Source organism: Geodermatophilus chilensis (assembly GCF_002802985.1).
Classification (GTDB): domain Bacteria; phylum Actinomycetota; class Actinomycetes; order Mycobacteriales; family Geodermatophilaceae; genus Geodermatophilus; species Geodermatophilus chilensis.
Genome location: NZ_NVPT01000097.1, coordinates 1 through 21,213, shown reverse-complemented (window position 1 = coordinate 21,213; position 21,213 = coordinate 1). Strand labels below are relative to the sequence as shown.

Below are 21,213 nucleotides of genomic sequence, written 5' to 3'. Positions count from 1 at the left end.
CGGGAGCTGCAGCCACTGGTCGACGAGCTGACCGTCGACCCGGCGGGCAACGTCGTCGGTCTGCTGCGCGGCACCGGCGAGCGCGACGCCCCGGTCGTGCGGGTGACGGCGCACATGGACGAGCTGTCGATGATCGTCAAGCGGGTGCAGGCCGACGGCACGCTGCGGCTGTCCCAGCTGGGCACCATGTACCCGGCCAACTTCGGCCTCGGCCCGCTCACCGTCCTCGGGGACGCCGAGCAGCTGACCGCCGTCCTGCTGCTCGGCTCGGAGCACACCACGCAGGAGACCGCGCAGGTCTGGCAGACCAAGCCCGACGCCGGCGACCGGGCCATGCAGTGGAGCGACGTGTCCGCCTTCACCGGCCGCACCGTCGAGGAGCTCGACGCCGCCGGCGTGCACCCCGGCACGCGGGTCTGCGTCCACCGCAGTCGCCGGTCCCTGGTCGAGTTCGGCGACTTCGTCGGCTGCTACTTCCTCGACGACCGCGCGGCGCTCACCGCGCTGGTCTCGGCCGCGCGCCGGTTGCGCGAGGAGGGCCGTCGTCCCCCGGCCGACGTCTACCTGGTGTGCACCAGCGGCGAGGAGATGGGCGGGATCGGTGCGGCGTACGCCAGCCGGACGTTGCCCGGCGACCTCACCCTCGCCCTCGACGTCGGCCCGGCCGAGGCCGAGTACCAGGTGCCGGCCGACTCGGGTCCGGTCGTCGCCTACGCCGACGACGCCGTCGTCTACGACAAGCCGGTCGCCGACCACCTGCTGGCCCTCGGCCGGGAGCTGGGCGTGGACCCGCGGGCGGCGGTCTGGGAGTCCTACGACTCCGACGCCAGCCAGGCCAAGAGCAGCGGCCAGGCCGCGCGGGCGGCGCTGCTGTCGCTGCCGACGCTGTCCACGCACGGTTACGAGGTGCAGCACCGGGAGACCGTCGAGCGCTGCGCGCAGCTCGTGGCCGCGTTCCTCTGCCGCCCGTCGCCGCGCTGAGCTGGGTGTAGCCCGTCGCCCGACGGGGGTAGACCGGGTGGATGGCGAAGCGCACCCCGCTGGGGACCATCGGCAAGGGACGACGCGGCATCAGCGTGGCGGGCTGGGCCCTGCGCGGCGCGGCGGCCGGGGCGGCGGGCACCACGGCGCTCAACGCCGTCACCTACCTCGACATGACCGTCCGCGGCCGCCCGACGAGCTCCACCCCCGAACGGACCGTCGAGAAGCTGGCCGAGAAGGCGCACGTGCCGATCCCGGGGGACGGCGACACGCGGCAGAACCGCATCCAGGGCCTGGGGCCGATCACCGGGCTGGTGGCCGGCGTGGGCGTCGGCGTCGTGGTCGGGCTGGTGCGGGCGGCCGGCTACCGGTCGCAGCCGCTGGTCGGCACGCTGCTGACCACGCTGGGCGTGCTGGTCGCCTCGAACGGGCCGATGACCGTCCTCGGCATCACCGACCCGCGCACCTGGTCGGCGACCGACTGGGCGAGCGACATCGTGCCGCACCTGGCCTACGGCGCGGTGGTGAAGACGACGATGGACGCCTTCGATCGCCTCTGACGCCCGACGAGATCGGCGGTCTCGTCGCGATCAGCTGCTGATGGCGACGAGATCGCCGATCTCGCTGGGGAGACGCCGGCGTCAGGCCCGCCAGCCGCCCTCGTCCACGCCGCCGGGCACCGGGGCGCCGGGGTCGTAGGGCTGCCGGGTGAAGACGAACGTGCCCAGGTCCAGGTGGTCGTCGGCGATGTGCAGCGGCTCGCCGGCGTAGTAGCCGTCCAGGCCGACCCACGTGCCGTCGTCCCGGCGGGCGAAGCGGCTGGCCCGCCCGGCGCGCCCCGGCAGCGGACCGAGGTGCAGCAGGCCGCCGGGCAGCGCCCGCAGCGCGTGCGGTCCGGGGCCCCAGTACCAGATGCCCAGGAACTCCAGCGGCACCGGCGGCGGCGAGGGCACCCACGCCTCGACGACCCGCGGCTCGGCGGCGCGCAGGTCGGCGAGCAGGCCGGGGACCAGCGGGTCCAGGCCGGCGGTGGTGTTGGCCAGCGAGACGGCGCCGGTCTGCTCGTCGCGGTCGACGAAGACGCCGGCGAGGAAGCCGGGCATCGAGCCGCCGTGGCCGACCAGCGTGCGGCCGTCGACCCGCAGCACCTGCAGTCCCAGCCCGTACGCCGACCAGCCCGGTGCGGAGGAGTCCACGCCGGCGGGCACGGCCATCTCCTCCAGCGTCGCGGGGTCGAGCACGTCGCCGGTGTCGCCGAGCAGGAAGGCGGCGAAGCGCCCCAGGTCGGCCAGCGTCGCCCACAGCTGCCCGGCGGCGGCCATCACGCCGGCGTCGTGCTCCGGCTCGGGCAGGACGACGTCGGCCCACGGGTGCACCGCGCGCCCCTCCGCGGCGGGCGCGACCGGCCGCGGCGTCGTCCGGGCCATGCCGAGGGGCTCGAGCACCTCGGTGCGGACGACGTCCGTCCAGGGGCGCCCGCGCAGCCGCGCCACGAGCTCACCGAGCAGGCCGAAACCGAGGTTGGAGTAGTGGAAGCGGCGCGCGGCCCCGAGGACGACGTGCTCGGGGGCGAGCTGCAGGTCCGCGAGCGAGCCACCGGGCGCCCGCTCCCACCACGCGCCCGGGCTCTCCGCCGCGGCGCCGGCGACGTGCGCGAGCAGCTGGCCGACGGTGCGGTCGCCCAGCGGGGTGCCGGGCACGTGCCGGTCGAGCGGGTCGTCGAGGTGCACGCGGCCCTCGTCGCGCAGCCGCAGGACGGCGACCGCTGTGACCGTCTTGCTGATCGAGCCCAGCCGGTACTGGACGTCGGTGTGCGGCTCGGGGACGTCGCCGCGCCCGGTGGACCAGGCCAGCCCGCCGTCCCGGACGACGCCCGCGACCAGGCTCGGCGCCCGGCCGTCGCGCTGCACGCGGGCGGTGCGGGCGAGCAGCATGCGGGCGGTGGACGGCAGGACGGCGTCGGGCACGGACCCAGACGCTAGCGAGCCGCGGGTCAGGAGGTGGGCGCCGCCTCGGGCACCGGCAGCCGGCCGGTGCGGGTGGCCCAGCGGTCGAACCAGAGGGTGACCAGCGGCGGCACCGACGCGGCGAGGGCGAGCAGCGTGGTGCCGGCGTTCCAGCGCAGCACCCGGGCGGCCACGACCGCGACGACGAGGTAGGCGATGAAGATGCCGCCGTGGATCGGGCCGAAGATCTGCACGCCGCGCTCGGAGGTCGCCAGCACGTACTTGACGAACATGCCGAACAGCAGGCCCATCCAGGAGCACGCCTCGGCGAGGGCGACGGCACGGAAGGCGAGGGCGACGGCGCGCGGGGTCACGCCGCCCATGGTCCCCGACGGCGCGGGAGCACGGCCGGGCCGGCCGCGGTGACCCGCGCCACCGTCGTCCCCCCGTGGCAGGGTCGGCGGCCGTGCGGGGTCTGGCGCGGCGCGAGTTCTGCCTGGTGCTGCTGCGCCGGATGGCCGACCTTCGGCCGGACCTGGTGGCCGAGGCGCTGCCCCGGCTGGGCGCGACCCGCGCGGAGGCGCACGCGGCGCACACCCGCTGGCAGGCGCTGCAGCACTCGCCGCGGGCGCCGCGCGGGCTGGCGCTGCGCTCGGCCGTCCTCGGCCCGCCGGAGGAGACCGAGGACCGCCGCTTCGGCGACCTCGACCTGGAGGTTCGCCGCTGGCCGCTGCCGCTGTGGCCGCACCTGTACTGGGAGGTCCTCACCGGTCCGGGCGGCGGCGTGCTGCAGGAGCACCTGGTGCGGGCGCCGGGCTCCCCCGTGCCGCGGGCGACCCCGGCCCGGCTGCGGGTGTGGGAGCACACGCTGGACGACGTCGTCGGCCTGCGCGGGGCGACGAGCGTCGACCCCGGCGTGGTCACCCGCTGGGAGGTGCACCTGACCGGCGGCGTCCGCGCCCGCTTCGTCTGGGGCCTGCTCCAGGAAGTCCACCGGCGGTGACGCTCCCGGGTGGCCCCGTCCCGGGCCCCGCCCTGAGCCTGCGAAGGGTGGGGAGGACGGGGCCCTTCTTCAGCCGGCGACGCGGTTGAACTTCGGCGTCGCCCCCATGGTGTCGACGCTGGCGATCTTCACGACGTCGCCGGACGTCGGCGCGTGCACCATCTGGCCGTTGCCCAGGTAGATGCCGATGTGGCTGACCGGACTGTAGAAGGCGACCAGGTCGCCGGCGCGGGCCTCGGCGCGGGAGACCGGGGTGCCCATCGAGGACTGCATCCGGCTGGAGTGCGGCAGGCTGATGCCGGCCGCATGGAAGGCGTACTGCACCAGGCCGGAGCAGTCGAAGGAGCCCGGCCCGCTCCCGGCCCACACGTAGGGCTTGCCGCGCTGGGCCAGCGCGCGGTCGACGACCGCCTGCAGCGAGCCGCCGGAGACCGCGACGGGGGCGGAGGACACCGCGACCGGCTCCTTGCGCTCGGTGCGGCTGGCGCGGCCCTCCTCGCCGGCACCGTGCGCGGTCGCGGCGGCCTCGAGCGCGGCCCGTCGCTCGTCGGCGGAGAGCCGGGCGTAGTCGGCCTGGTACGCGGTGATCTGCGCCTGCAGGTCCGCCTGCTGGCGGGCGACCGCGTCGTACTGCGTCTGGGCCTCGACGGCGGCCCGCTCGGCCACGATCCGGGCCTGCTCGGCGGCCTCGCCGGCCACGACGGCCGCCTCGAGCAGGTCGCCCTGGTGGCCGGCCACGGCCTGCAGCAGGGTCACCCGGTTGACGAACTCCTCGGCGGAGTCGCTGGTCATCAGCGCCTGGAACGAGCCCATGCTGTCGCCGGTGAAGGCGGTGCGGGCGATGCCGACGACGGCGTCCTGTGCGGTGCCGACCGCCGTCTCCGCCTCTGTCACCGTCGCGGCCGCCGCCTGGGCCGCCGCCTGCTGGCCGGCCAGCAGCTCGCGCGCCTCGAGGAAGTCCTCGGTGAGGACCTCGAGCTCGTGGCCGCGGGCGGCGACGAGGGCCGCAGCCTCCGCCGCGGTGGTGGGTTCCTCGGCGCCGGCCGGGACGGGAGCGAGGGCCAGGCCGATGGCGCCGGCGAGGACGAGGGCGGCATGGCGGGCGGTGCGAGGGGTCGCCATGGTGCGGCGGCACTCCGTTCATCCACGGCCGCCTACCGGGTCAGCTGACGGGTTCGGGCTGGATGTGCCCGGCGCGGCCGGCCGCAGGCCGGCGTGCGCTCCACCCCAGTGGTTCGGTGGGTCCCCGGCCCCGCGCTCCCGGGGAGAGGAGCGCGGGCTCGGCGGCATCCGCGGGGTGTCACCCAGGATGGTGACGGAACGCCCCGGCGGATGCACACACCGTAGGGGCCGCGACGCGGCCGTGACAATTACCCGGATGTGATTTGGGCGTACCTCGACTCAACTCCGCAGGCCACCGGCGACGGGCGGGGCCGGTGTGACGGACGGGGTTCACCGGACGCGCCGCGGGGCACGCAGCGGTCATGGATCTCAAGCGACCCGTGGTCGTGCTGGCCCTCGCCGCCGCGCTGGCCGGGTGCGGCACCAGCACGGACACCGGCGGCAACACCGACCTCGACCGCGGCGAGGGTGAGTGCAACGCGGCCGAGGCCGGTGCGAGCGAGCAGGAGCTCTGCGAGGACACCGAGCAGGACAACGAGCAGCAGACCGACGAGGAGGACGACGGGACCAGCTGACGGCGGCACGGACCCGCGCGGCAGGCACCGGTTACGGTCCGCCGGTGGGTGCGCGCAGGTACGACGCCGTGGTCGTGGGGGCCGGGCACAACGGGCTAGTCGCCGCGGCGTACCTGGCCCGTGCCGGGTGGTCGGTGCTGGTGCTCGAGCGGCTCGACGAGGTCGGCGGCGCCGCGGTCAGCCGGCAGCTCTTCCCCGGCGTCGACGTCCGGCTCTCGGCCTACTCCTACCTGGTGAGCCTGCTGCCCGACCGGGTCGTCGCCGACCTCGGCCTGCAGGTGCCGCTGGCCGACCGTGCGGTCGCCTCGTACACCGCCGTCCCCGGCGGGCCGGGGCTGCTCGTGGAGCGGGACGAGGGCCCGGCGACCGCGGCGTCCTTCCGGGCCCTCACCGGATCCGACGCCGAGCTCGCGGCCTGGCAGCGGTTCCACGGCCGGGTCGCCACGCTCGCCGAGGACCTCGCCCCCACCCTGACCGAGCCGCTGCTGTCGCCGGCCGAGCTGTCCGGACGGCTGCGCGACCCGCAGCTGTGGCACGACCTGCGCGAGCGCCCGCTGGCCGACGTGGTCGCCGACGCGCTGTCGCACGACGTCGTCCGCGGGGTCGCGCTCACCGACGGGCTGATCGGCACGTACGCCGACGTGCACGCCGCCGACGGCCTGGCCGGGCGCTGCTTCCTGTACCACGTGGTGGGCAACGGCACCGGGCGCTGGCGGGTCCCGGTCGGCGGCATGGGCGCGCTGACCGGCGCGATGGCCGCCGCGGCCCGCAACGCCGGAGCGGAGCTGGTCACCCGGGCGCAGGTGACCGCGCTCGACCCCCGGGACGACGGCGCCACCGTGCACTGGACCGACGACGACGGCGCCGAGCACGCGGTGGACGCCGGCTGGGTGGTCGCCGGTGCCGCCCCGGCCGTGCTGGACCGCCTGCTCGGCGACCGCCCACGGCCCTCCGCGGACGGCGCCCAGGTCAAGGTCAACATGGTGCTGGCGCGGCTGCCCCGGCTGTGCTCGGGCGTGGACCCGGCGGTCGCCTTCGCGGGCACCTGCCACGTCGACGAGGCGGCCGTCCAGCTCGACGCCGCGCACGCGCAGGCCGCGGCCGGCCGGCTGCCCGACGTCGTCCCGTTCGAGGTCTACTGCCACTCGCTGACCGACCCGACGGTGCTGGGCCCGGCCGAACGGGCCGCCGGCCGGCACACCCTCACCCTCTTCGGCCTGCACACCCCGGCGGCGCTGTTCCGCGACGACCCCGAGGGCACCCGGGACGAGGCGGTGCGCCGGGTCGTGGCCCAGCTCGACGCGCACCTGGAGGAGCCACTGCTGGACTGCCTGGCCCGCGACGCCGAGGGCCGGCCGTGCCTGCAGGCGGCCTCGCCGCTGGACGTCGAGGCGTCCCTGGCGATGCCGGGCGGGCACATCTTCCACGGCGACCTGTCGTGGCCGGTCGCCGCGACGCCGGAGGAGGTCGGCACCTGGGGCGTGGGGACGGCGCACCCGCGGGTGGTCGCCGCCTCCTCGGGCGGCACCGTGCGCGGCGGCGCGGTCAGCGGCCTGGGCGGGTACGCGGCGGCCCGCGCCCTGCTGGACCGGCGCTGAGGCGGGCCTGGACGGCGCGCTGCCTGCGTGCCGAGACCCGGGCGCTGCTGCGCGGGGCCGCCGAGCGGCTGCGCGGGCGGGACGTCGCGCTGATCGCCGCCGGGCTGACCTTCTACGCCGGCATCGCCGTGGTGCCGGCGCTGCTGGTCGCCATCTCGCTGACCGCCCTGCTGACCTCGGTGCAGCGGGTGCGCGAGCTCAGCGACCGGGTGGCCCAGCTGCTGCCCGGCGAGCTGGGCGCCCCGGGAGCGCTGCGGACACTGGCCGAGGCCGGCACCAGCCTGGACCCGCTCGGCGTCGTCCTGCGCTGGTGCCGCTGTCGTTCTACGGCGAGGGGCTGCGCCGGGCGCTGCTGCGCTTCACCCCCCGCTGGGACCGGCTGACCGGCTGGCGCGGCCGGCTGCTCGCCCTGCCCCTGGTGCTGGCCGCGCCCCTGCTCACGTACCCCCTGCTGCTGGCGGCCTCGGCGATGGTGCAGCTGACCGAGCGGGGCAGCACGCTGGGTCCCCTCGCCGTCGGCTACTACTCTGTGCTCCTCGCGCTCACCGTGCCCCTGTTGTGGGGCTTCGGCGTGGTCGCGGCCGGGCACCTGGGCTGGCGGGCGCTGGTGTCCGGCGTGCTGCTCACCGCCGCCTGCCTGTCGGGCTTCCTGCAGGGCTTCGTGCTGTTCCTGGCCCTGCCGCTGGCGCTGGGCGCGCCGTTCGGCGGGCTCACCATCGTCGGCGCGGTCGTGGCGGTCAGCCTGTGGTTGTTCCTGCTGCACCTGGTGGTGATCGGGGGCTGGCTGCTCACCCAGTCCCTGGACGACCGGCTCCGCGGGCGAGCTCAGTCCTCGTCCCAGTCCTGGCCCTGATCCCAGTCCTGGGCCTGGTCCTCGTCCTGGTCCTGGTCCTGGCCCTGGCCCTGGTCACCTCGGTCACCGCCCTGGCCGCCGTCCCCGTCCTGCTCGGGAGCCGGGTCGGCGGGTTCGGGGGCGGGCGGCTCGGGCGCCACGGACGGCTCGGGGGTGTCCGGCTGCCGCGGTCGCGGTGCCGGCTCGGGGTCGGGGTCGGGGTCGGGTGCGGGCCGCGGCGCCACGTAGTCCTCGCCGTTGCTGACCAGGATGGAGACGACCTGGCCCGGCACCGCGCGGCCGCCGCGCGGCGGGCTGGTGCCCAGCAGGGTGCCGGAGCGCCGGGAGCTGTCGATCTCGACGGTCCGGTGCTCGAAGCCGACCTCCTCCAGCGCCGCACGGCAGGCGCGCACCGAGGTGCAGCCGGGCACCGGGCGGGTGTTGCCGTTCTCCACGACCTCGTCGGCCGGGGGGAACTCGCCGCTGCCCCGGGCCTGCAGGATCGGCGCCATCGCGTCGCGCCAGACGGTGGCCGCCTTGCCGCCGCCGAAGCCGCCGACGTTCTGCTTGCGCTTGGGGTTGAACACCATGACGCTCGCGGCGATCTCGGGCGTGTACCCGACGAAGGCGATCGAGTCGTTGTCCTGCGCCGTCCCGGTCTTGCCGGCGATCTGGTGTCCGGGCACGTAGGCGCGGGTTCCGGTCGCACCCGAGTAGCCGGGCTCGACGTCCTTGCGCAGCATCTGGTTGAGCGTGTCGGCCACGCCCGGCTTGATCGCCTCGGGGGTGCAGCGGTCGCCGACCGCGAGCGGCGCGCCGTCCGGGCCGAGCGCGGGCTCGCCGTGCTGGTCGAGCACGGCGGTCACCGGGACGACGTCGCACTGCGTCCCGCTGGCGGCCAGCGTCGAGTAGGCGCTGGCGAGGGCGAGCGGACTCGTCGCCTCGGCGCCGAAGGTGAACGAGCCGCGGTTCTCGTCGATGATCTGCTGCGGCAGGGCCGGGTCGCTGAACTGGAACAGCCCCATCCGCTCGGCCATCCGCACCGGCTCCTCGACGCTGCCGAGGGCGTCCTCGAGGGCGAGGAAGTAGGTGTTGGACGACTGGTAGAGCGCGGTGGTGAGGTCCAGCGTCGAGCGGTACGTGCCGGCGTTCTCCACGTCGTAGCGGCCGTCGCCGTCGCGGTAGACGCGGGAGACGTAGGGGTCCGACGTGGTCAGCGTGTAGTACCGGGAGTAGCCCCGGTCCAGCGCGGCGGCGGCGGTGAACACCTTGTAGGTGGAGCCGGAGCCCTTGCTGGCGGCCAGGTTGAGGTTGAACGACTCCTGCGTCGGGTCCTCCTGGTCGTAGCCGAAGACGCGGTTGACGCTCATCGCCAGCAGGTGGCCGGTGCCCGGCTCCACGGCGGTGAACATGCCGGCCAGCGAGTTGTCGAGCGCGAGCGTCTCGAGGACCGCGGCGTCCCCGGCGCGCTGCAGGTCGGCGTCCAGCGTGGTCTGGACGACGTAGCCGCCGTTGTCGAGCTGCTGCTGGGTCATCCCCAGCTCCTGGATCAGGTGGCGCTGCACGAAGTCGCAGACGAACGGTCCGACCGTCGCCTCGACGCAGCCGCGGCGGGGTGCCGGCGCGGGGGCGAGACCCAGCGGGGCGGCCTGCGCGGCGGCGGCGTCCTCCGCGGACACGAGGCCCTGCTCGGCCATCCGGGAGAGCACCTCGTTCCGGCGCGCGGTGGCCGCCTCGGGGTCGGTGAACGGGTCGTCCTCGGTCGGGCTCTGCGCCAGGCCGGCCAGCAGCGCGGCCTGCGGCAGGGTGAGGGCGGCAGCGTCGACGCCGAAGAAGGCCTGCGCGGCCGGCTGCACGCCGTAGGCGTTCTGCCCGAAGTAGACGATGTTCAGGTAGCGGGTGAGCAGGTCGTCCTTGGAGTAGGTGTCCTCCAGCGCCAGCGCCAGCCGGGCCTCGCGCAGCTTGCGGCCCAGCGTCTGCTCGGTGGCCGCGCGGCGCTCCTCCGGGGTGTCGGCGGTCTGCAGCAGGGTCTGCTTGACCAGCTGCTGGGTGAGCGTCGACCCGCCCTCCTGCACGCCGCCGGCGGCGATGTTGGTCAGCAGCGCACGGGCGGTGCCCTGCACGTCGAGGCCGTGGTGCGCGTAGAACCGGGCGTCCTCGATGGCGACCATCGCCTGCTTCATGACCTCGGCGATGCGGTCACCGGGCACCGGGGCGCGGTTCTCCTCGTAGAAGGAGGTGATGACCTCGCCGTTGGCGGCCAGCAGCACGGTGTTGGCCGGCGGGGCGTCGACGGTGAGCTCGGTGGGCAGGTCGCCGAGCAGGCTGGTCGACTGCTGGGCGGCCACCGCGGGGCCGCCGACCCATGGGAAGAGGAGTCCCGCGACGAGTGCTCCGGCCACCACGACCGTGGCGGCGAGCTTGAGCAGCGTCCTGACCCGTGCGTCGGTGCGCAGGTCCATGGGCCTCCTTCCGTGGAGTGTCACTCGACCAGCGATCGTCGTCGTCCACAACCACCCGCGCCGCACAGGCCGGTCCGCCCGGACCCGCACGGCACACGCGTCACGCCGCGAGCAGCTCCGGCAGGTCGCCGGCGTGCAGCACCACCAGCGTGCTCACCGCCCGGGTGAGGACGACGTAGAGCCGGTGCAGCCCGCGCGGCTCGGCGGCGGCGATCGCGACGGGGTCCACCACCACGACGGCGTCGAACTCCAGCCCCTTCGCCAGCGTCGCCGGGACGACGGCGAGCAGGCCCGCGTCGCCGTCGTCCGCCAGCACCGCGGCGGGCAGCCCGGCGTCGACCAGCGCACCGGCCACCTCCGGGACGGCGGCGTCGGCGCAGACGACCCCGATGGACCCCGGCGTCGCGGCGAGCTCGCGGACCACCTCGGGCAGCGGGCCGTCGGCGCGGATGCGCAGCGAGCCGGCGCCGCGGCGCACCGCGGTGGTGGCCGGCAGGCCCGGCGCGATCGCCGGCAGCAGCCGGTTGGCGTACTCGAGCACCTCGCCGGGCACGCGGTAGCCGCGGGTGAGCGGCCGGACGGCGGTGTCGGGGCGGCCCAGGCCGGCGAGCGTGCGGCCCCAGTCGGCCGCCGACCACGGGCTGGTCGCCTGCGCGAGGTCGCCGAGCACGGTGAGCGACCCGGCGGCCAGCCGGCGGGCGATCGCGCGGCACTGCATGGGCGAGAGGTCCTGCGCCTCGTCGACGACCACGTGCCCGTGGCCTGCGGTGCGCTCCAGCAGCCCGGCGACCTCGTCGACCAGCACCGCGTCGGCCTCGGTCCACGGGGCGCTGCGCAGCGGGCCGGCCGGGCGGAGCAGCAGCGCCTGCTCGGCGCCGTCGAGCACCCCGCGGGCGGCCCGGGCCAGCGCGGCCGGGTCGGTGAGCAGGGTGTGCACCAGCTCCGCGGCGTCCCAGGCCGGCCAGACCGCGTCGCAGAACGCGCGCACCTCGGCGCTGCGGGCAGCCCGCCGGGTCTCGGCGTCCGTGGGGCTGCCGCCGGCGGCCTCGGCCTGCCGGCGGGCGTCCTCGGCCAGCAGCATGGCCAGCCGCTCGCGGCCGGCGGCGTGGTGCAGCACCTGCTGGTCCTCGCCGGCCCGGCCGCGGCGGCGCAGGTCGTCGACGTACCGCTTGAGCCGCTCGACCGGCACCCGGCGGCGGCGCCCGGTCAGCGGCACCTGCACGTCGTCCGCCGGCTTGGCGATCGAGCCCCACAGCGCGCGGTGCAGCACCTCGGCCAGGCGGGCGTCGCCCTTGAGGACGGCGACCCCCGGGGCGTCGGCGCCGCGCACCGGCACCCGGGCGGTCAGCTCGGCGACGGTGGTCTGCTCGACGTCGACCTCGCCGAGGGTGGGCAGCACCTGCTCGATGTAGCGGAGGAACGCGCGGTTGGGCCCGACGACGAGGACGCCGGTGCGGGCCAGCTGACCGCCGTGCGTGTAGAGCAGGTAGGCCGCCCGGTGCAGCCCGACGGCGGTCTTGCCGGTGCCGGGGGCGCCCTGCACGCAGATCGACTCGGCCAGCGGCGCCCGCACGATCGCGTCCTGCTCCGGCTGGATGGTGGCCACGATGTCCCGCATCGGGCCGCTGCGGGGCCGCTCGATCTCCTGCTGGAGCAGCCGGCCGTCGCTGTCCTGCCCCTCCCCCAGCAGCTCGTCCTCGTAGCTGGTCAGCTCGCCGCCGGAGAAGCCGAAGCGGCGGCGGCGCACCAGGCCCTGCGGGTCGGCGGCGCTGGCCCGGTAGAACGGCCGGCTCATCGGCGCCCGCCAGTCGATGACGACCGGCGTGCCGTCGGCGTCGCGCACGTGCCGGCGGCCGATGTGGAAGGTCTCGGCGCCGGTGTCGGTGCGCCCGAAGAACGGCGGGACGCCGGGGTCGGCGGCCAGGGCGCGCAGCCGCTCGGCGCGGGCGGCACCGAGCCTTTCTGCGGCCCAGGCGTCGACACCGGCGTCGACGACGGCGGAGGCGGTCGCGCGCATGGCGGTCAGGCAGTCGGCCGCGCGCGCCAGGTGGGCGCGCTCGGCGGTGAGGACGGGATCGGGGGCCGTGTCGTCGGGAGGGCTGGTCGTCTCGCTCACTGCGGAGGACACGGTCGGAGGACACTACGCGGCGGTGCGCGCTCCGTCGACGGACTTCCGGCGCGCCACCTCGGCGATCATGGACCTGCGGTGGCGACTCGCGGGTGGACGCCGGCGCGTCGCCACCGCAGCTTCATGATCGTCGCGGGGACGGGGTGGTCCGGTCCCCGGGCTCGACGATGTGCACGTCGACGGCGCGGAACTGCTCCGGGGTCTGCAGCAGCACCGCCTTGGTGGGGTCGCCGACCTCCAGCGCCGGCCCGCGGCGCAGCGCGGCCAGCGCCCGCAGCCGCGGGTCGGCCAGGACGTCGTCCACCAGACCGCGGTCCCCGCCGGTGAACAGCGCCTCGACCCCGCCGGCGTGCGGCCCGAGCACCCGGACGGCGGTCTCGACCGCCGCGCCCACCACCGCGTCGGTCTGGTGGGCCCGCCGCCGCGCGAAGCGCTGCTGCGACCAGCCGCCGGCCGCCGTCCGCCCCTGCACCTGGCGGGCGTCGACCTTGGAGACCACCAGGTCGGCTCCGTCGAACACCCCGACCGCCCACCGTCCGCGGCGGACGAGGAGGACGGCGGCGCGGTGCGGCACCCGGACCGCCGCGCTGAACGAGCTGAGCAGCGCCGGCCCGGGCCGCCAGTCGAAGGGCGCCCGCAGCCCGACCTCGGTGCCGTCCGCGCAGGTCACCCGCACCGCCCCGTCGACCAGCTCGACGGCGTCGAAGGTGCCGTGCCGGGCCGCGACGCCGTCCAGCCAGCGGCCCAGACGCTCGGGCGGGACGCGCAGCTGCCGGCCGCCGCCGGCCGCGGGGCGGGCGCGGGTCAGCGCTCGACGTCCCGGGTGGTGGGCAGGCCGGCGGCGGCCCAGGCCTGGTAGCCGCCGACGACGTCGGTGGCGCGGTGCAGGCCCAGCGCCCGCAGCGAGTCGGCGGCGAGGCTGGAGGCGTAGCCCTCGTCGCACAGCACGATGACCTCGACGTCGTGGCCGGTGGCCTCCGGCAGCCGGGCGTCGCCGGCCGGGTCCAGCCGCCACTCGAGCACGTTGCGCTCGACCACCAGCGCGCCGGGCACCTCGCCGTCGGCCTCCCGCTGGGCGGCCGGGCGGGTGTCGACGAGCAGGGCGCCCGCGGCCACCCGCGCCGCGGCCTCGGCCGGCTCCAGGCGGTGCAGGCGGCCGCGCGTCTCCTCGAGCACCTCGTCGATGGAGCGCGGGCGGTCCGGGATGTCCGCGGTCATCGGGCCATCGCGGGCTCGGCGGCGTGCTCGGCCGGCACGTGCAGCAGCCGCTGGGTGGCCGCGACGGCCACCGTGGCGACCGCGGCGGCGACGGTGGCCACCAGGAACGCGCTGTTGGCCCCGACCGTGTCGACCAGCTTGCCGGCCGCCGAGGACCCGAGCGCGACGCCCAGGCCGAGCGCGGTGCCGATCCAGGTGAAGGCCTCGGTGGTGGCCGAGCGCGGCACCAGCACCTCGGCCAGCGTGAAGGAACTGATCAGGGACGGCGAGACGGCCAGCCCCGCGAGCACCACGAACGGGATCATCAGCCACACGTCGCGCACCAGCGCCAGCGGCAGGCTCAGCACGGTCAGCACCCCGAGGACGACGACCAGCCGGTGCCGCAGCGGGTGCCGCCAGTGCACGCTCCCCCAGCCGATGCCGCTGGCCATGGACCCGAGCGCGAGGGCGGCGATGAGGACGCCGGACAGCGGCATGGCGTCGGCCTCGTCGGCGAAGGCGACCAGCGCGATCTCGAGCGAGCCCAGGACCGCGCCCACGGCGGCGCCGACGACGAAGAGCACCCGGATGCCGGACGTGCGGATCGCCGACGGGCCGCTGCGGGCGGCGTGGCCGTGCGGCGGCGGCTCGGTGCGCCGCTGGGCGGCGAACAGCAGGCTGCCGACGACGGCGAGGACGAACGCGGTGACCACCCCGGAGGTGGCGTGCCCGGTGGTCGACAGGAAGGTGACCAGCACCGGACCGACGATGAAGACGAACTCGTCGACCACCGACTCCATGGCCAGCGCGGCCGGTAGCCGGTGCGTGCCGCGCAGCAGGTGCGTCCAACGCACCCGGATCATCGAGGCGACCGGCGGGATGCAGGCGCCGGCCAACCCGGCGGAGGCGAACAGGATCCAGCGCGGCCAGTCCTCCTTCACCGCGGGCAGGAACACGCAGCCCGCGGCGACGAAGACGACGAGCACCGGCAACAGCGTGCGGCGCTGGCCGTGGGTGTCGGCCCAGCGGCCGAGCAGCGGGCCGGAGACGGCCGTGGTGACGGCGCCCGTCGCGGCGACCGCCCCGCCCAGCCCGTAGCTGCCGGTCTCCGAGGCGATGAGCAGCACCGAGCCGAGTCCGACCATCGACAGCGGCAGCCGCCCGACGAAGGCGGCCAGCACCATCGGCAGCGCGTGCGGCGTGCGGAGCACGTGCAGGTACGGATTGGGCACGGGGAGGGGACCTGTCGTCTCAGGTGAGGGGAGTCTCCGGTACGACGATCCACGCTAACCGACCCGGGTGGGCGCGGCCCGGCGGCTCGGGCACCGGTGCGGACCGGCTGGCCCCCAGGACGGCGCAGGGCCCCGCGCCGGTCGCCGTTGACCGGTACGGGGCCCTGCCCGGCCCCCTCCAGGGCCCCGGCCCCGAGCATGGTGAGGCACTGGAACGGCCACCCTTCAGGGGCCCGCGCCGAGCCTGCGAGGCGCGGGGGGAAGGGTGGTCCTTACCCGAGCCGATGCTCCAGGATGGCGAGCTCGTCCCACATGGTGCTGGGCAGCTTGTCGCCGAACTTCTGGAACCACTCGGTGATCTGCGGGATCTCGGCGCGCCACTCGTCCTTGTCGACGGCGAGCGCCTTCTCCACCTGCCCGGGGGTGAGGTCCAGGCCCGAGACGTCCAGCGAGTCCGGCGTCGGCACGTGGCCGATCGGGGTCTCCTCGGCGGCCGCGGTGCCCTCGAGGCGCTCGACGACCCACTTGAGCACCCGGCTGTTCTCACCGAAGCCCGGCCACAGGAAGCCGCCGTCCTCGTCGCGACGGAACCAGTTCACGTAGAAGATCCGCGGCAGCTTGGTGGCGTCGTGCTGCTTGCCGGTCTCGACCCAGTGGCGGAAGTAGTCGCCGGCGTTGTAGCCGATGAAGGGCAGCATCGCGAATGGGTCGCGACGGACGACGCCGACGGCGCCGGTGGCCGCGGCCGTCGTCTCCGAGGACAGCGTGGCGCCCATGAAGACGCCGTGGTTCCAGTCCCGCGCCTCGGTGACCAGCGGGATCGTCGTCTTGCGGCGGCCGCCGAAGAGGATCGCCGAGATCGGCACGCCCTTCGGGTCCTCGTACTCCGGCGCCAGGATCGGACACTGGGCGATCGGGGTGCAGAAGCGGCTGTTCGGGTGCGACGAGGGCTCGTCGGAGTCCGGCGTCCAGTCCTGCTTCTTCCAGCTGGTCAGATGCGCGGGGGGCTCGTCGGTCATGCCCTCCCACCAGACGTCGCCGTCGTCGGTGAGCGCGACGTTGGTGAACACCGAGTTGCCCTTGTCGATGGTGCGCATCGCGTTCGGGTTGGTGTCCCAGCCGGTGCCCGGGGCGACGCCGAAGAGGCCGAACTCGGGGTTGAGCGCATAGAGCCGGCCGTCCTCGCCGAAGCGCATCCAGGCGATGTCGTCGCCGAGGGTCTCGACCTTCCAGCCCGGGATGGTGGGCTCGAGCATCGCCAGGTTCGTCTTGCCACAGGCCGACGGGAACGCCGCGGCGATGTAGTACGTCTTCTGCTGCGGGCTGGTCAGCTTGAGGATCAGCATGTGCTCGGCGAGCCAGCCCTCGTCGCGCGCCATCACCGAGGCGATGCGCAGCGAGTAGCACTTCTTGCCCAGCAGGGCGTTGCCGCCGTAGCCCGAGCCGTACGACCAGATCATGCGCTCCTCGGGGAAGTGTACGATGTACTTGGTGTCGCTGCAGGGCCACGGCACGTCCTGCTGGCCCTCGTCGAGCGGGGCGCCCAGGGAGTGCATCGCCGGCACGAACGGCCGGTCCTCACCCATCGCATCGAGCACGTACTGGCCGATGCGGGCCATGACCCGCATCGAGACGACGACGTACTCGGAGTCGGTGATCTCGACGCCGAACATGGGGTTCTCGGCCTCGACCGGGCCCATGCAGAACGGGATGACGTACATCGTCCGGCCGCGCATGCACCCGCGGTACAGCTCGGTCATGATCGACTTCATCTCGGCCGGTTCCATCCAGTTGTTGGTGGGACCGGCGTCGGCCTCGTCGACCGAGCAGATGAAGGTGCGGTCCTCGACCCGCGCGACGTCGCTGGGGTCCGAGGCGCACCAGAAGGAGTTGGGCTTCTTCTCCAGCCGGGTGAAGGTGCCGGCGTCGACCAGCTGCTGGGTGAGCCGCTCCCACTCCTCGTCACTGCCGTCGACCCACACGACCCGGTCCGGGGTGGTCAGCTCGGTCACCTCGCGCACCCAGGCCAGCAGCCGGGCGTGGGTGGTCGGGGCGTTCTCGAGACCGGGGGTGGCCACGGAAGTCACGGCGTCTCCATCCTCTGGGTACACCGGGGGGTTTGCCGCCGGCGCTGGTGCTCGTCCTGCTCAGCTGTCGTCCGGACCGTGCGACGCCGGAGCGCCGGCGACGGTGCCGGGTTCCGGAAAGCCTACAAGCGGGGGCGTCCACTGTAACCGTGAGAGATGTTACGTATAGGACGTCTACCTCGCGGGCTGGAACGCCCTGGTGAGGCTCGTGCGTTGACCCGCTCCGTGGACACCGCAGCGACCTCTCCCGCCCTGCTGACCCCGCTGACCCTCCGCGGGGTCACCCTCCCGAACCGGCTGGTCGTGGCCCCGATGTGCCAGTACTCGGTGGACGACGGCCTCGTCGGCGACTACCACCTGGTGCACCTCGGCCGCTTCGCCCTCGGGGGCTTCGGGCTGGTGGTGGTCGAGGCCACCGCGGTCACCGCCGACGGCCGGATCAGCCACGGGGACGTCGGCCTCTGGTCCGACGCGCACGTCCCCGGGCTGGCCCGGGTGGTCGACTTCCTGCACGCGCACGGCACGCGGGCCGGCATCCAGCTGGCCCACGCCGGCGGCAAGGCCAGCAGCCTGCGGCCGTGGGACGGCACCGGCCCGGTGACCGGGGACGACGCCCGCCCCGGCGAGCGGCCCTGGCCCACCGTGTCGGCCAGCGCCGTCCCCGTGGGTCCGGGCTGGCCGGAGCCGCACGCGCTGACCGTCGAGGAGATGGCCGGCATCCGCGACGCCTTCGTCGCGGCGACCCGCCGGTCCCTGGCCGCCGGCTTCGACGTCGTCGAGGTGCACGCCGCGCACGGCTACCTCCTCAACCAGTTCCTGTCCCCGCTCACCAACCGGCGCGAGGACGGTTACGGCGGCTCGCCGGAGGCCCGGATGCGCTTCCCGCTCGAGGTCGTCGAGGCAGTCCGGGCGGCGTGGCCCGCGGACCGGCCACTGTTCGTGCGGGTCTCCTCGGTCGACGGCTCGCCTGACGGCGTGACCCTCGAGGACACCGTGGCGTTCGCCCGCGAGCTGGCCGCCCGCGGGGTGGACGTGGTCGACACCTCCGGCGGCGGGCTGGGCGGCGGCTGGCAGCACCCGATCGGCTACGGCTACCAGGTGCCCTTCGCCGCCCGGGTCCGCGCCGAGGCAGGGGTCGCCACGATGGCCGTCGGACTGATCGTGGACGCCCGGCAGGCCGAGGCGGTCGTGGCCGGCGGCTCGGCCGACCTGGTCGCGGTGGCCCGCGAGGCGCAGGACGACCCGAACTTCGCCCTCCACGTCGCCCGCGAGCTCACCGCCGGCTACGACGCCTACCCCGTCCAGGCCGGGCCGCGGCTGGCCGCCCGCGACCGCCTGCTCACCCAGCTGGGCCCGTGGACCGGACCCGACCCGGTCCAGCTGAAGGACCCCCTCCTGGCGTAAGGACCCCCTCCTGGGCCCCCTCGCAAGCTCGGGGACGCCAAGGAGGGGGCCGGTCAGGCGCCGGTCGACATCCCGTAGGCCGGCCCGGCGACGTCGGCGGCGAAGGCGTCCCAGTCGCGCGGGACGGGGCGCCCACCGACCTCGGCGTCGAGCTTGTCCAGGTACCAGTGCCAGCCGGCGGCGAAGTCGGCGACGTCCGCCTCGGGCGCGAAGACCTGGCGGAAGCGCAGGACCGTGCGGCCGTCCTCGGTCCACAGGTCGAGCTCGACCCGCCAGGCGTCGGTGTCCTGCTGCACCCACTCGACCACCAGCCGACGCGGTGGGTCGCACTCGACGATCCGCATCGCCTCGCCCACCGGCTCCTGCTCGTGGGTCATCGTGAAGGTGCCGGTGCCGCCGGGGGCACGTGCTCCGTCGTAGGTGCCGATCCACCGGGCCATCCGCTCGGGCTCGGCGAGTGCCGACCACACGTCCTCGGCCGGGTCGGGCCAGGAGCGGGAGAACTCCAGGCGCTGCCGGCCGTCGGCCTCGGTGGTGACGACGCCGCGGCGGGCCATCGCGTCCTGCACGGTCATGGGGTCTCTCCGCTCCTCCGGGCCCGCCGGCCGCGGGCGATCTCGGTGTCCAGTGCGTCGAACCGCTGGGCCCACAGGTCGCGGTAGGGCTCCAGCCAGTCGTCGAGCTCCCGCAGCGGGCGCGGGTCGAGCGCGTAGAGCCGCCGGCGTCCGTCGACCCGGCTGCGGACCAGCCCGGCCTCGCGCAGCACGCGCAGGTGCCGGCTGATCGCCGGGCGGCTCACCGGGAACCGCTCCGCGAGCTCCCCGGCGGCCAGCTCGCCCCGTGCCAGCAGGGCGACCAGCTCCCGCCGGGTCGGGTCGGCGAGTGCCGCGAGTGCCTCCACAGGGGATGCGTAACACACTTGTTACCCATCCGGTTACCCATCCGGCCAGGGGTTGGCGCGCGGGCCGGCCGGGCACGGGGAGGCCATGACCGTCACCGACCCGGACGTCCCGGACCCGCTCAACGACCCCCGCACCCTGCAGGCCGACCCCGGCGCCTACGGGCAGGGCGAGGACCTGGCCTCGACCGAGGATGACGCCGTCTCGACCGGCGAGGACGAGCTGGCCGAGCAGGGCCTGACCGCCGGCCGGGACGCGGTCGACGACGCCGGCGGCGGCGACGTGACCGGTGGCGCGTTCTCCGAGGCCCCGCGCGACTGATCCGAGCCCGTGGCGGATCGTTCCGTTTCAGGTGGTCCGGGCCGGGCAACCCCGGGACCCCATCCCCCAGCGAGCAGGAGGACCGCGATGGCCACCGGTGAGACCGGCTTCGAGGACGTCACCTACGACCTCATCTCGGTGCAGTACCACTCGCTCAAGGCCGGGCACGACTACGGCCAGTACGTCCGTGACGCGGAGAACGCCGGGCTGCAGGACATCGCCGGCTTCTTGCGCGAGGTCATGGAGCAGGACTCCGCCCGCGCGCGGCGCTGCCACGAGTTCCTCCGGCAGCTGTCCGGCACCGAGCAGGGCGGCCCCGCCACCCAGTAGCAGCGGGCAGGATGGCGGTGTGATCCGCACACCGCTCACCCGCAGGTTCGACCTGGCCGCACCGGTCGTCGGAGCCCCGATGGCCGGTGTGGCCGGCGGTGCCCTCGCGCGCGCCGTCTCCCTCGGCGGGGGGCTCGGGATGATCGGCGTCGGCAACGCCGCGACCACCGACTTCGTCGCCGAGCAGGCCGCGATCCCGGCGGACGACGGCCTGCCGTTCGGCATCGGCCTCATGGCGTGGGCGCTGGCCGAGCGCCCGGAGCTGCTCGACGCGACGATCGCCGCCCGCCCCGCGCTGGTCTCGGTCTCCTTCGGCGACCCCGCACCCGTGGTCGGCCCGCTGCACGACGCGGGCATCGCCGTCGCCGCCCAGGTGAACACCGCCGACGACGTCCGCCGCGCGCAGGCCGCCGGCGTCGACCTGCTCGTCGCCCAGGGCACCGAGGCCGGCGGCCACACCGGTCACCGGGCCACGCTGCCGCTGCTGCAGGAGGTGCTGGCCCTGGCCGACCGCCCGGTGCTGGCGGCCGGCGGCATCGCGACCGGCGCGGGGATGGCCGCGGCCCTGGTGGCCGGTGCCGCCGGCGTCTGGATCGGGACGCCGCTGCTGGCCTGCCCCGAGGGGCTCAACTCCCCCGCGGCCCGCGCCCGGGTCTGCGCGGCTTCGGGCGAGGACACCGTGCTTACCCGGGCGTTCGACGTGGCGCAGGGGCTGGCCTGGCCGGAGCGCTGGCCGGGGCGGGCGGTGGCCAACGACTTCAGCCGCGAGTGGCACGGCCGGGAGGCTGAGCTCGCCCGCGACCCCGACGCCGCCCGGCGGGTGGTCGAGGCCCGCCGCACCGGCGACCTCTCCGCCGCCCCGCTCTACGCCGGGGAGTCGGTCGGGCTGGTCACCGGCGAGCGGTCGGCCACCGACGTCGTCCGGGAGCTGACCGCGGACGCCGAGCGGGCGCTGCGTACGGCCGCCGACCTCCTGGCCTAGACCCAAAGCCGTTCACTTAGGCGCTGGACCGAGTTGTCACGGGTCAGGGTCGGTGAGGATGTCGATGCTGATGGTGGCCCGGTAGCTGGGTCCGCGTAGTCGGCCGAGGGCGGT

The 21,213-nt window shown here is 75.5% G+C and carries 22 protein-coding genes; 11 read left to right on the top strand and 11 right to left on the bottom strand.

Annotated features, from left to right (window positions below):
* Together CNO22_RS16655 and CNO22_RS16650 are read left to right on the top strand one after the other, a co-directional pair.
* A partial coding sequence (locus tag CNO22_RS16655) for a M20/M25/M40 family metallo-hydrolase (protein WP_100500424.1) occupies positions 1-981 on the top strand: 981 nt, incomplete at its 5' end.
* Positions 982-1,022: 41 nt separating this feature from the next.
* Positions 1,023-1,541, top strand: a complete 519-nt coding sequence (locus tag CNO22_RS16650) for a hypothetical protein (protein WP_100500423.1) — start codon at positions 1,023-1,025, stop codon at positions 1,539-1,541.
* 81 nt (positions 1,542-1,622) lie between these two features.
* On the opposite strand, the gene CNO22_RS16645 is transcribed toward CNO22_RS16650, so the two are convergent.
* The gene (locus CNO22_RS16645; protein WP_198588389.1) at positions 1,623-2,948 is read right to left on the bottom strand and encodes a serine hydrolase domain-containing protein; all 1,326 of its coding nucleotides are present in this window, start codon (positions 2,946-2,948) and stop codon (positions 1,623-1,625) included.
* Positions 2,949-2,974: 26 nt separating this feature from the next.
* Positions 2,975-3,310 carry a DUF3817 domain-containing protein gene (locus CNO22_RS16640; protein WP_100500422.1) on the bottom strand — a complete coding sequence of 112 codons (336 nt, stop codon included), beginning with the start codon at positions 3,308-3,310 and terminating at the stop codon, positions 2,975-2,977.
* 83 nt (positions 3,311-3,393) lie between these two features.
* Between CNO22_RS16640 and CNO22_RS16635 the strand changes: the two genes are divergently transcribed.
* Positions 3,394-3,930, top strand: a complete 537-nt coding sequence (locus tag CNO22_RS16635; protein ID WP_198588388.1) for a hypothetical protein — start codon at positions 3,394-3,396, stop codon at positions 3,928-3,930.
* 69 nt (positions 3,931-3,999) lie between these two features.
* Here the strand turns inward: CNO22_RS16635 and CNO22_RS16630 are convergent, their stop codons facing one another.
* Positions 4,000-5,052, bottom strand: a complete 1,053-nt coding sequence (locus tag CNO22_RS16630; RefSeq protein WP_100500420.1) for a C40 family peptidase — start codon at positions 5,050-5,052, stop codon at positions 4,000-4,002.
* Between the two features lie 362 nt (positions 5,053-5,414).
* Between CNO22_RS16630 and CNO22_RS27790 the strand changes: the two genes are divergently transcribed.
* From CNO22_RS27790 to CNO22_RS16615, 4 genes are all read left to right on the top strand, one after another.
* Complete coding sequence (locus CNO22_RS27790; RefSeq protein WP_157936985.1) at positions 5,415-5,627, top strand: hypothetical protein; 213 nt, start codon at positions 5,415-5,417, stop codon at positions 5,625-5,627.
* A gap of 44 nt (positions 5,628-5,671) precedes the next feature.
* A complete protein-coding gene (locus CNO22_RS16620) occupies positions 5,672-7,225 on the top strand; it encodes a phytoene desaturase family protein (protein WP_100500418.1) in 1,554 nt (517 codons plus the stop codon).
* Between the two features lie 131 nt (positions 7,226-7,356).
* Entirely contained in the window at positions 7,357-7,608 is a 252-nt protein-coding gene (locus CNO22_RS29140) for a hypothetical protein (protein ID WP_232807098.1), read from the top strand.
* Entirely contained in the window at positions 7,536-8,078 is a 543-nt protein-coding gene (locus CNO22_RS16615; RefSeq protein WP_232807097.1) for a YhjD/YihY/BrkB family envelope integrity protein, read from the top strand. The genes CNO22_RS29140 and CNO22_RS16615 overlap by 73 nt, the downstream gene beginning before the upstream one ends.
* Here CNO22_RS16615 and CNO22_RS16605 read toward each other — a convergent pair.
* The 6 genes from CNO22_RS16605 to CNO22_RS16580 form a co-directional block, all read right to left on the bottom strand.
* Positions 8,051-10,519 carry a transglycosylase domain-containing protein gene (locus CNO22_RS16605; RefSeq protein WP_269799601.1) on the bottom strand — a complete coding sequence of 823 codons (2,469 nt, stop codon included), beginning with the start codon at positions 10,517-10,519 and terminating at the stop codon, positions 8,051-8,053. The two genes, CNO22_RS16615 and CNO22_RS16605, sit on opposite strands and share 28 nt — an antisense overlap.
* Positions 10,520-10,619: 100 nt before the next feature.
* Positions 10,620-12,647, bottom strand: a complete 2,028-nt coding sequence (locus CNO22_RS16600) for a HelD family protein (RefSeq protein WP_232807096.1) — start codon at positions 12,645-12,647, stop codon at positions 10,620-10,622.
* Positions 12,648-12,768: 121 nt separating this feature from the next.
* Positions 12,769-13,416: an acVLRF1 family peptidyl-tRNA hydrolase gene (locus CNO22_RS16595; protein ID WP_269799602.1), complete on the bottom strand. Its 648-nt coding sequence runs from the start codon at positions 13,414-13,416 to the stop codon at positions 12,769-12,771.
* A 35-nt stretch (positions 13,417-13,451) separates the two neighbouring features.
* Positions 13,452-13,865 (bottom strand): rhodanese-like domain-containing protein, encoded by a 414-nt coding sequence (locus CNO22_RS16590; protein WP_100500416.1) that lies wholly within the window; start codon positions 13,863-13,865, stop codon positions 13,452-13,454.
* The gene (locus CNO22_RS16585) at positions 13,862-15,076 is read right to left on the bottom strand and encodes an MFS transporter (RefSeq protein ID WP_100500415.1); all 1,215 of its coding nucleotides are present in this window, start codon (positions 15,074-15,076) and stop codon (positions 13,862-13,864) included. Before CNO22_RS16585 ends, CNO22_RS16590 begins: the two co-directional genes overlap by 4 nt.
* A 272-nt stretch (positions 15,077-15,348) precedes the next feature.
* On the bottom strand, positions 15,349-17,154 hold the full coding sequence (locus CNO22_RS16580) for a phosphoenolpyruvate carboxykinase (GTP) (RefSeq protein WP_232807094.1): 1,806 nt from the start codon (positions 17,152-17,154) through the stop codon (positions 15,349-15,351).
* Between the two features lie 222 nt (positions 17,155-17,376).
* On the opposite strand from CNO22_RS16580, the gene CNO22_RS16575 reads away from it, so the two are divergent.
* A complete protein-coding gene (locus CNO22_RS16575) occupies positions 17,377-18,567 on the top strand; it encodes an NADH:flavin oxidoreductase/NADH oxidase (protein ID WP_232807093.1) in 1,191 nt (396 codons plus the stop codon).
* A 53-nt stretch (positions 18,568-18,620) separates the two neighbouring features.
* Here CNO22_RS16575 and CNO22_RS16570 read toward each other — a convergent pair whose 3' ends face one another.
* Together CNO22_RS16570 and CNO22_RS16565 are read right to left on the bottom strand one after the other, a co-directional pair.
* Positions 18,621-19,142: an SRPBCC family protein gene (locus CNO22_RS16570; RefSeq protein WP_100500412.1), complete on the bottom strand. Its 522-nt coding sequence runs from the start codon at positions 19,140-19,142 to the stop codon at positions 18,621-18,623.
* Positions 19,139-19,468 carry an ArsR/SmtB family transcription factor gene (locus CNO22_RS16565; RefSeq protein WP_100500411.1) on the bottom strand — a complete coding sequence of 110 codons (330 nt, stop codon included), beginning with the start codon at positions 19,466-19,468 and terminating at the stop codon, positions 19,139-19,141. The genes CNO22_RS16570 and CNO22_RS16565 overlap by 4 nt, the downstream gene beginning before the upstream one ends.
* An 85-nt stretch (positions 19,469-19,553) precedes the next feature.
* On the opposite strand from CNO22_RS16565, the gene CNO22_RS16560 reads away from it, so the two are divergent.
* The 3 genes from CNO22_RS16560 (at position 19,554) to CNO22_RS16550 (ending at position 21,099) form a co-directional block, all read left to right on the top strand.
* On the top strand, positions 19,554-19,787 hold the full coding sequence (locus CNO22_RS16560; protein ID WP_100500410.1) for a hypothetical protein: 234 nt from the start codon (positions 19,554-19,556) through the stop codon (positions 19,785-19,787).
* A gap of 87 nt (positions 19,788-19,874) precedes the next feature.
* Positions 19,875-20,117, top strand: coding sequence for an acyl carrier protein (locus tag CNO22_RS16555; RefSeq protein WP_100500409.1), 243 nt, complete (start codon positions 19,875-19,877; stop codon positions 20,115-20,117).
* Between the two features lie 19 nt (positions 20,118-20,136).
* Positions 20,137-21,099, top strand: coding sequence for an NAD(P)H-dependent flavin oxidoreductase (locus tag CNO22_RS16550; protein ID WP_100500408.1), 963 nt, complete (start codon positions 20,137-20,139; stop codon positions 21,097-21,099).
* The last annotated feature ends 114 nt before the right edge of the window (positions 21,100-21,213 follow it).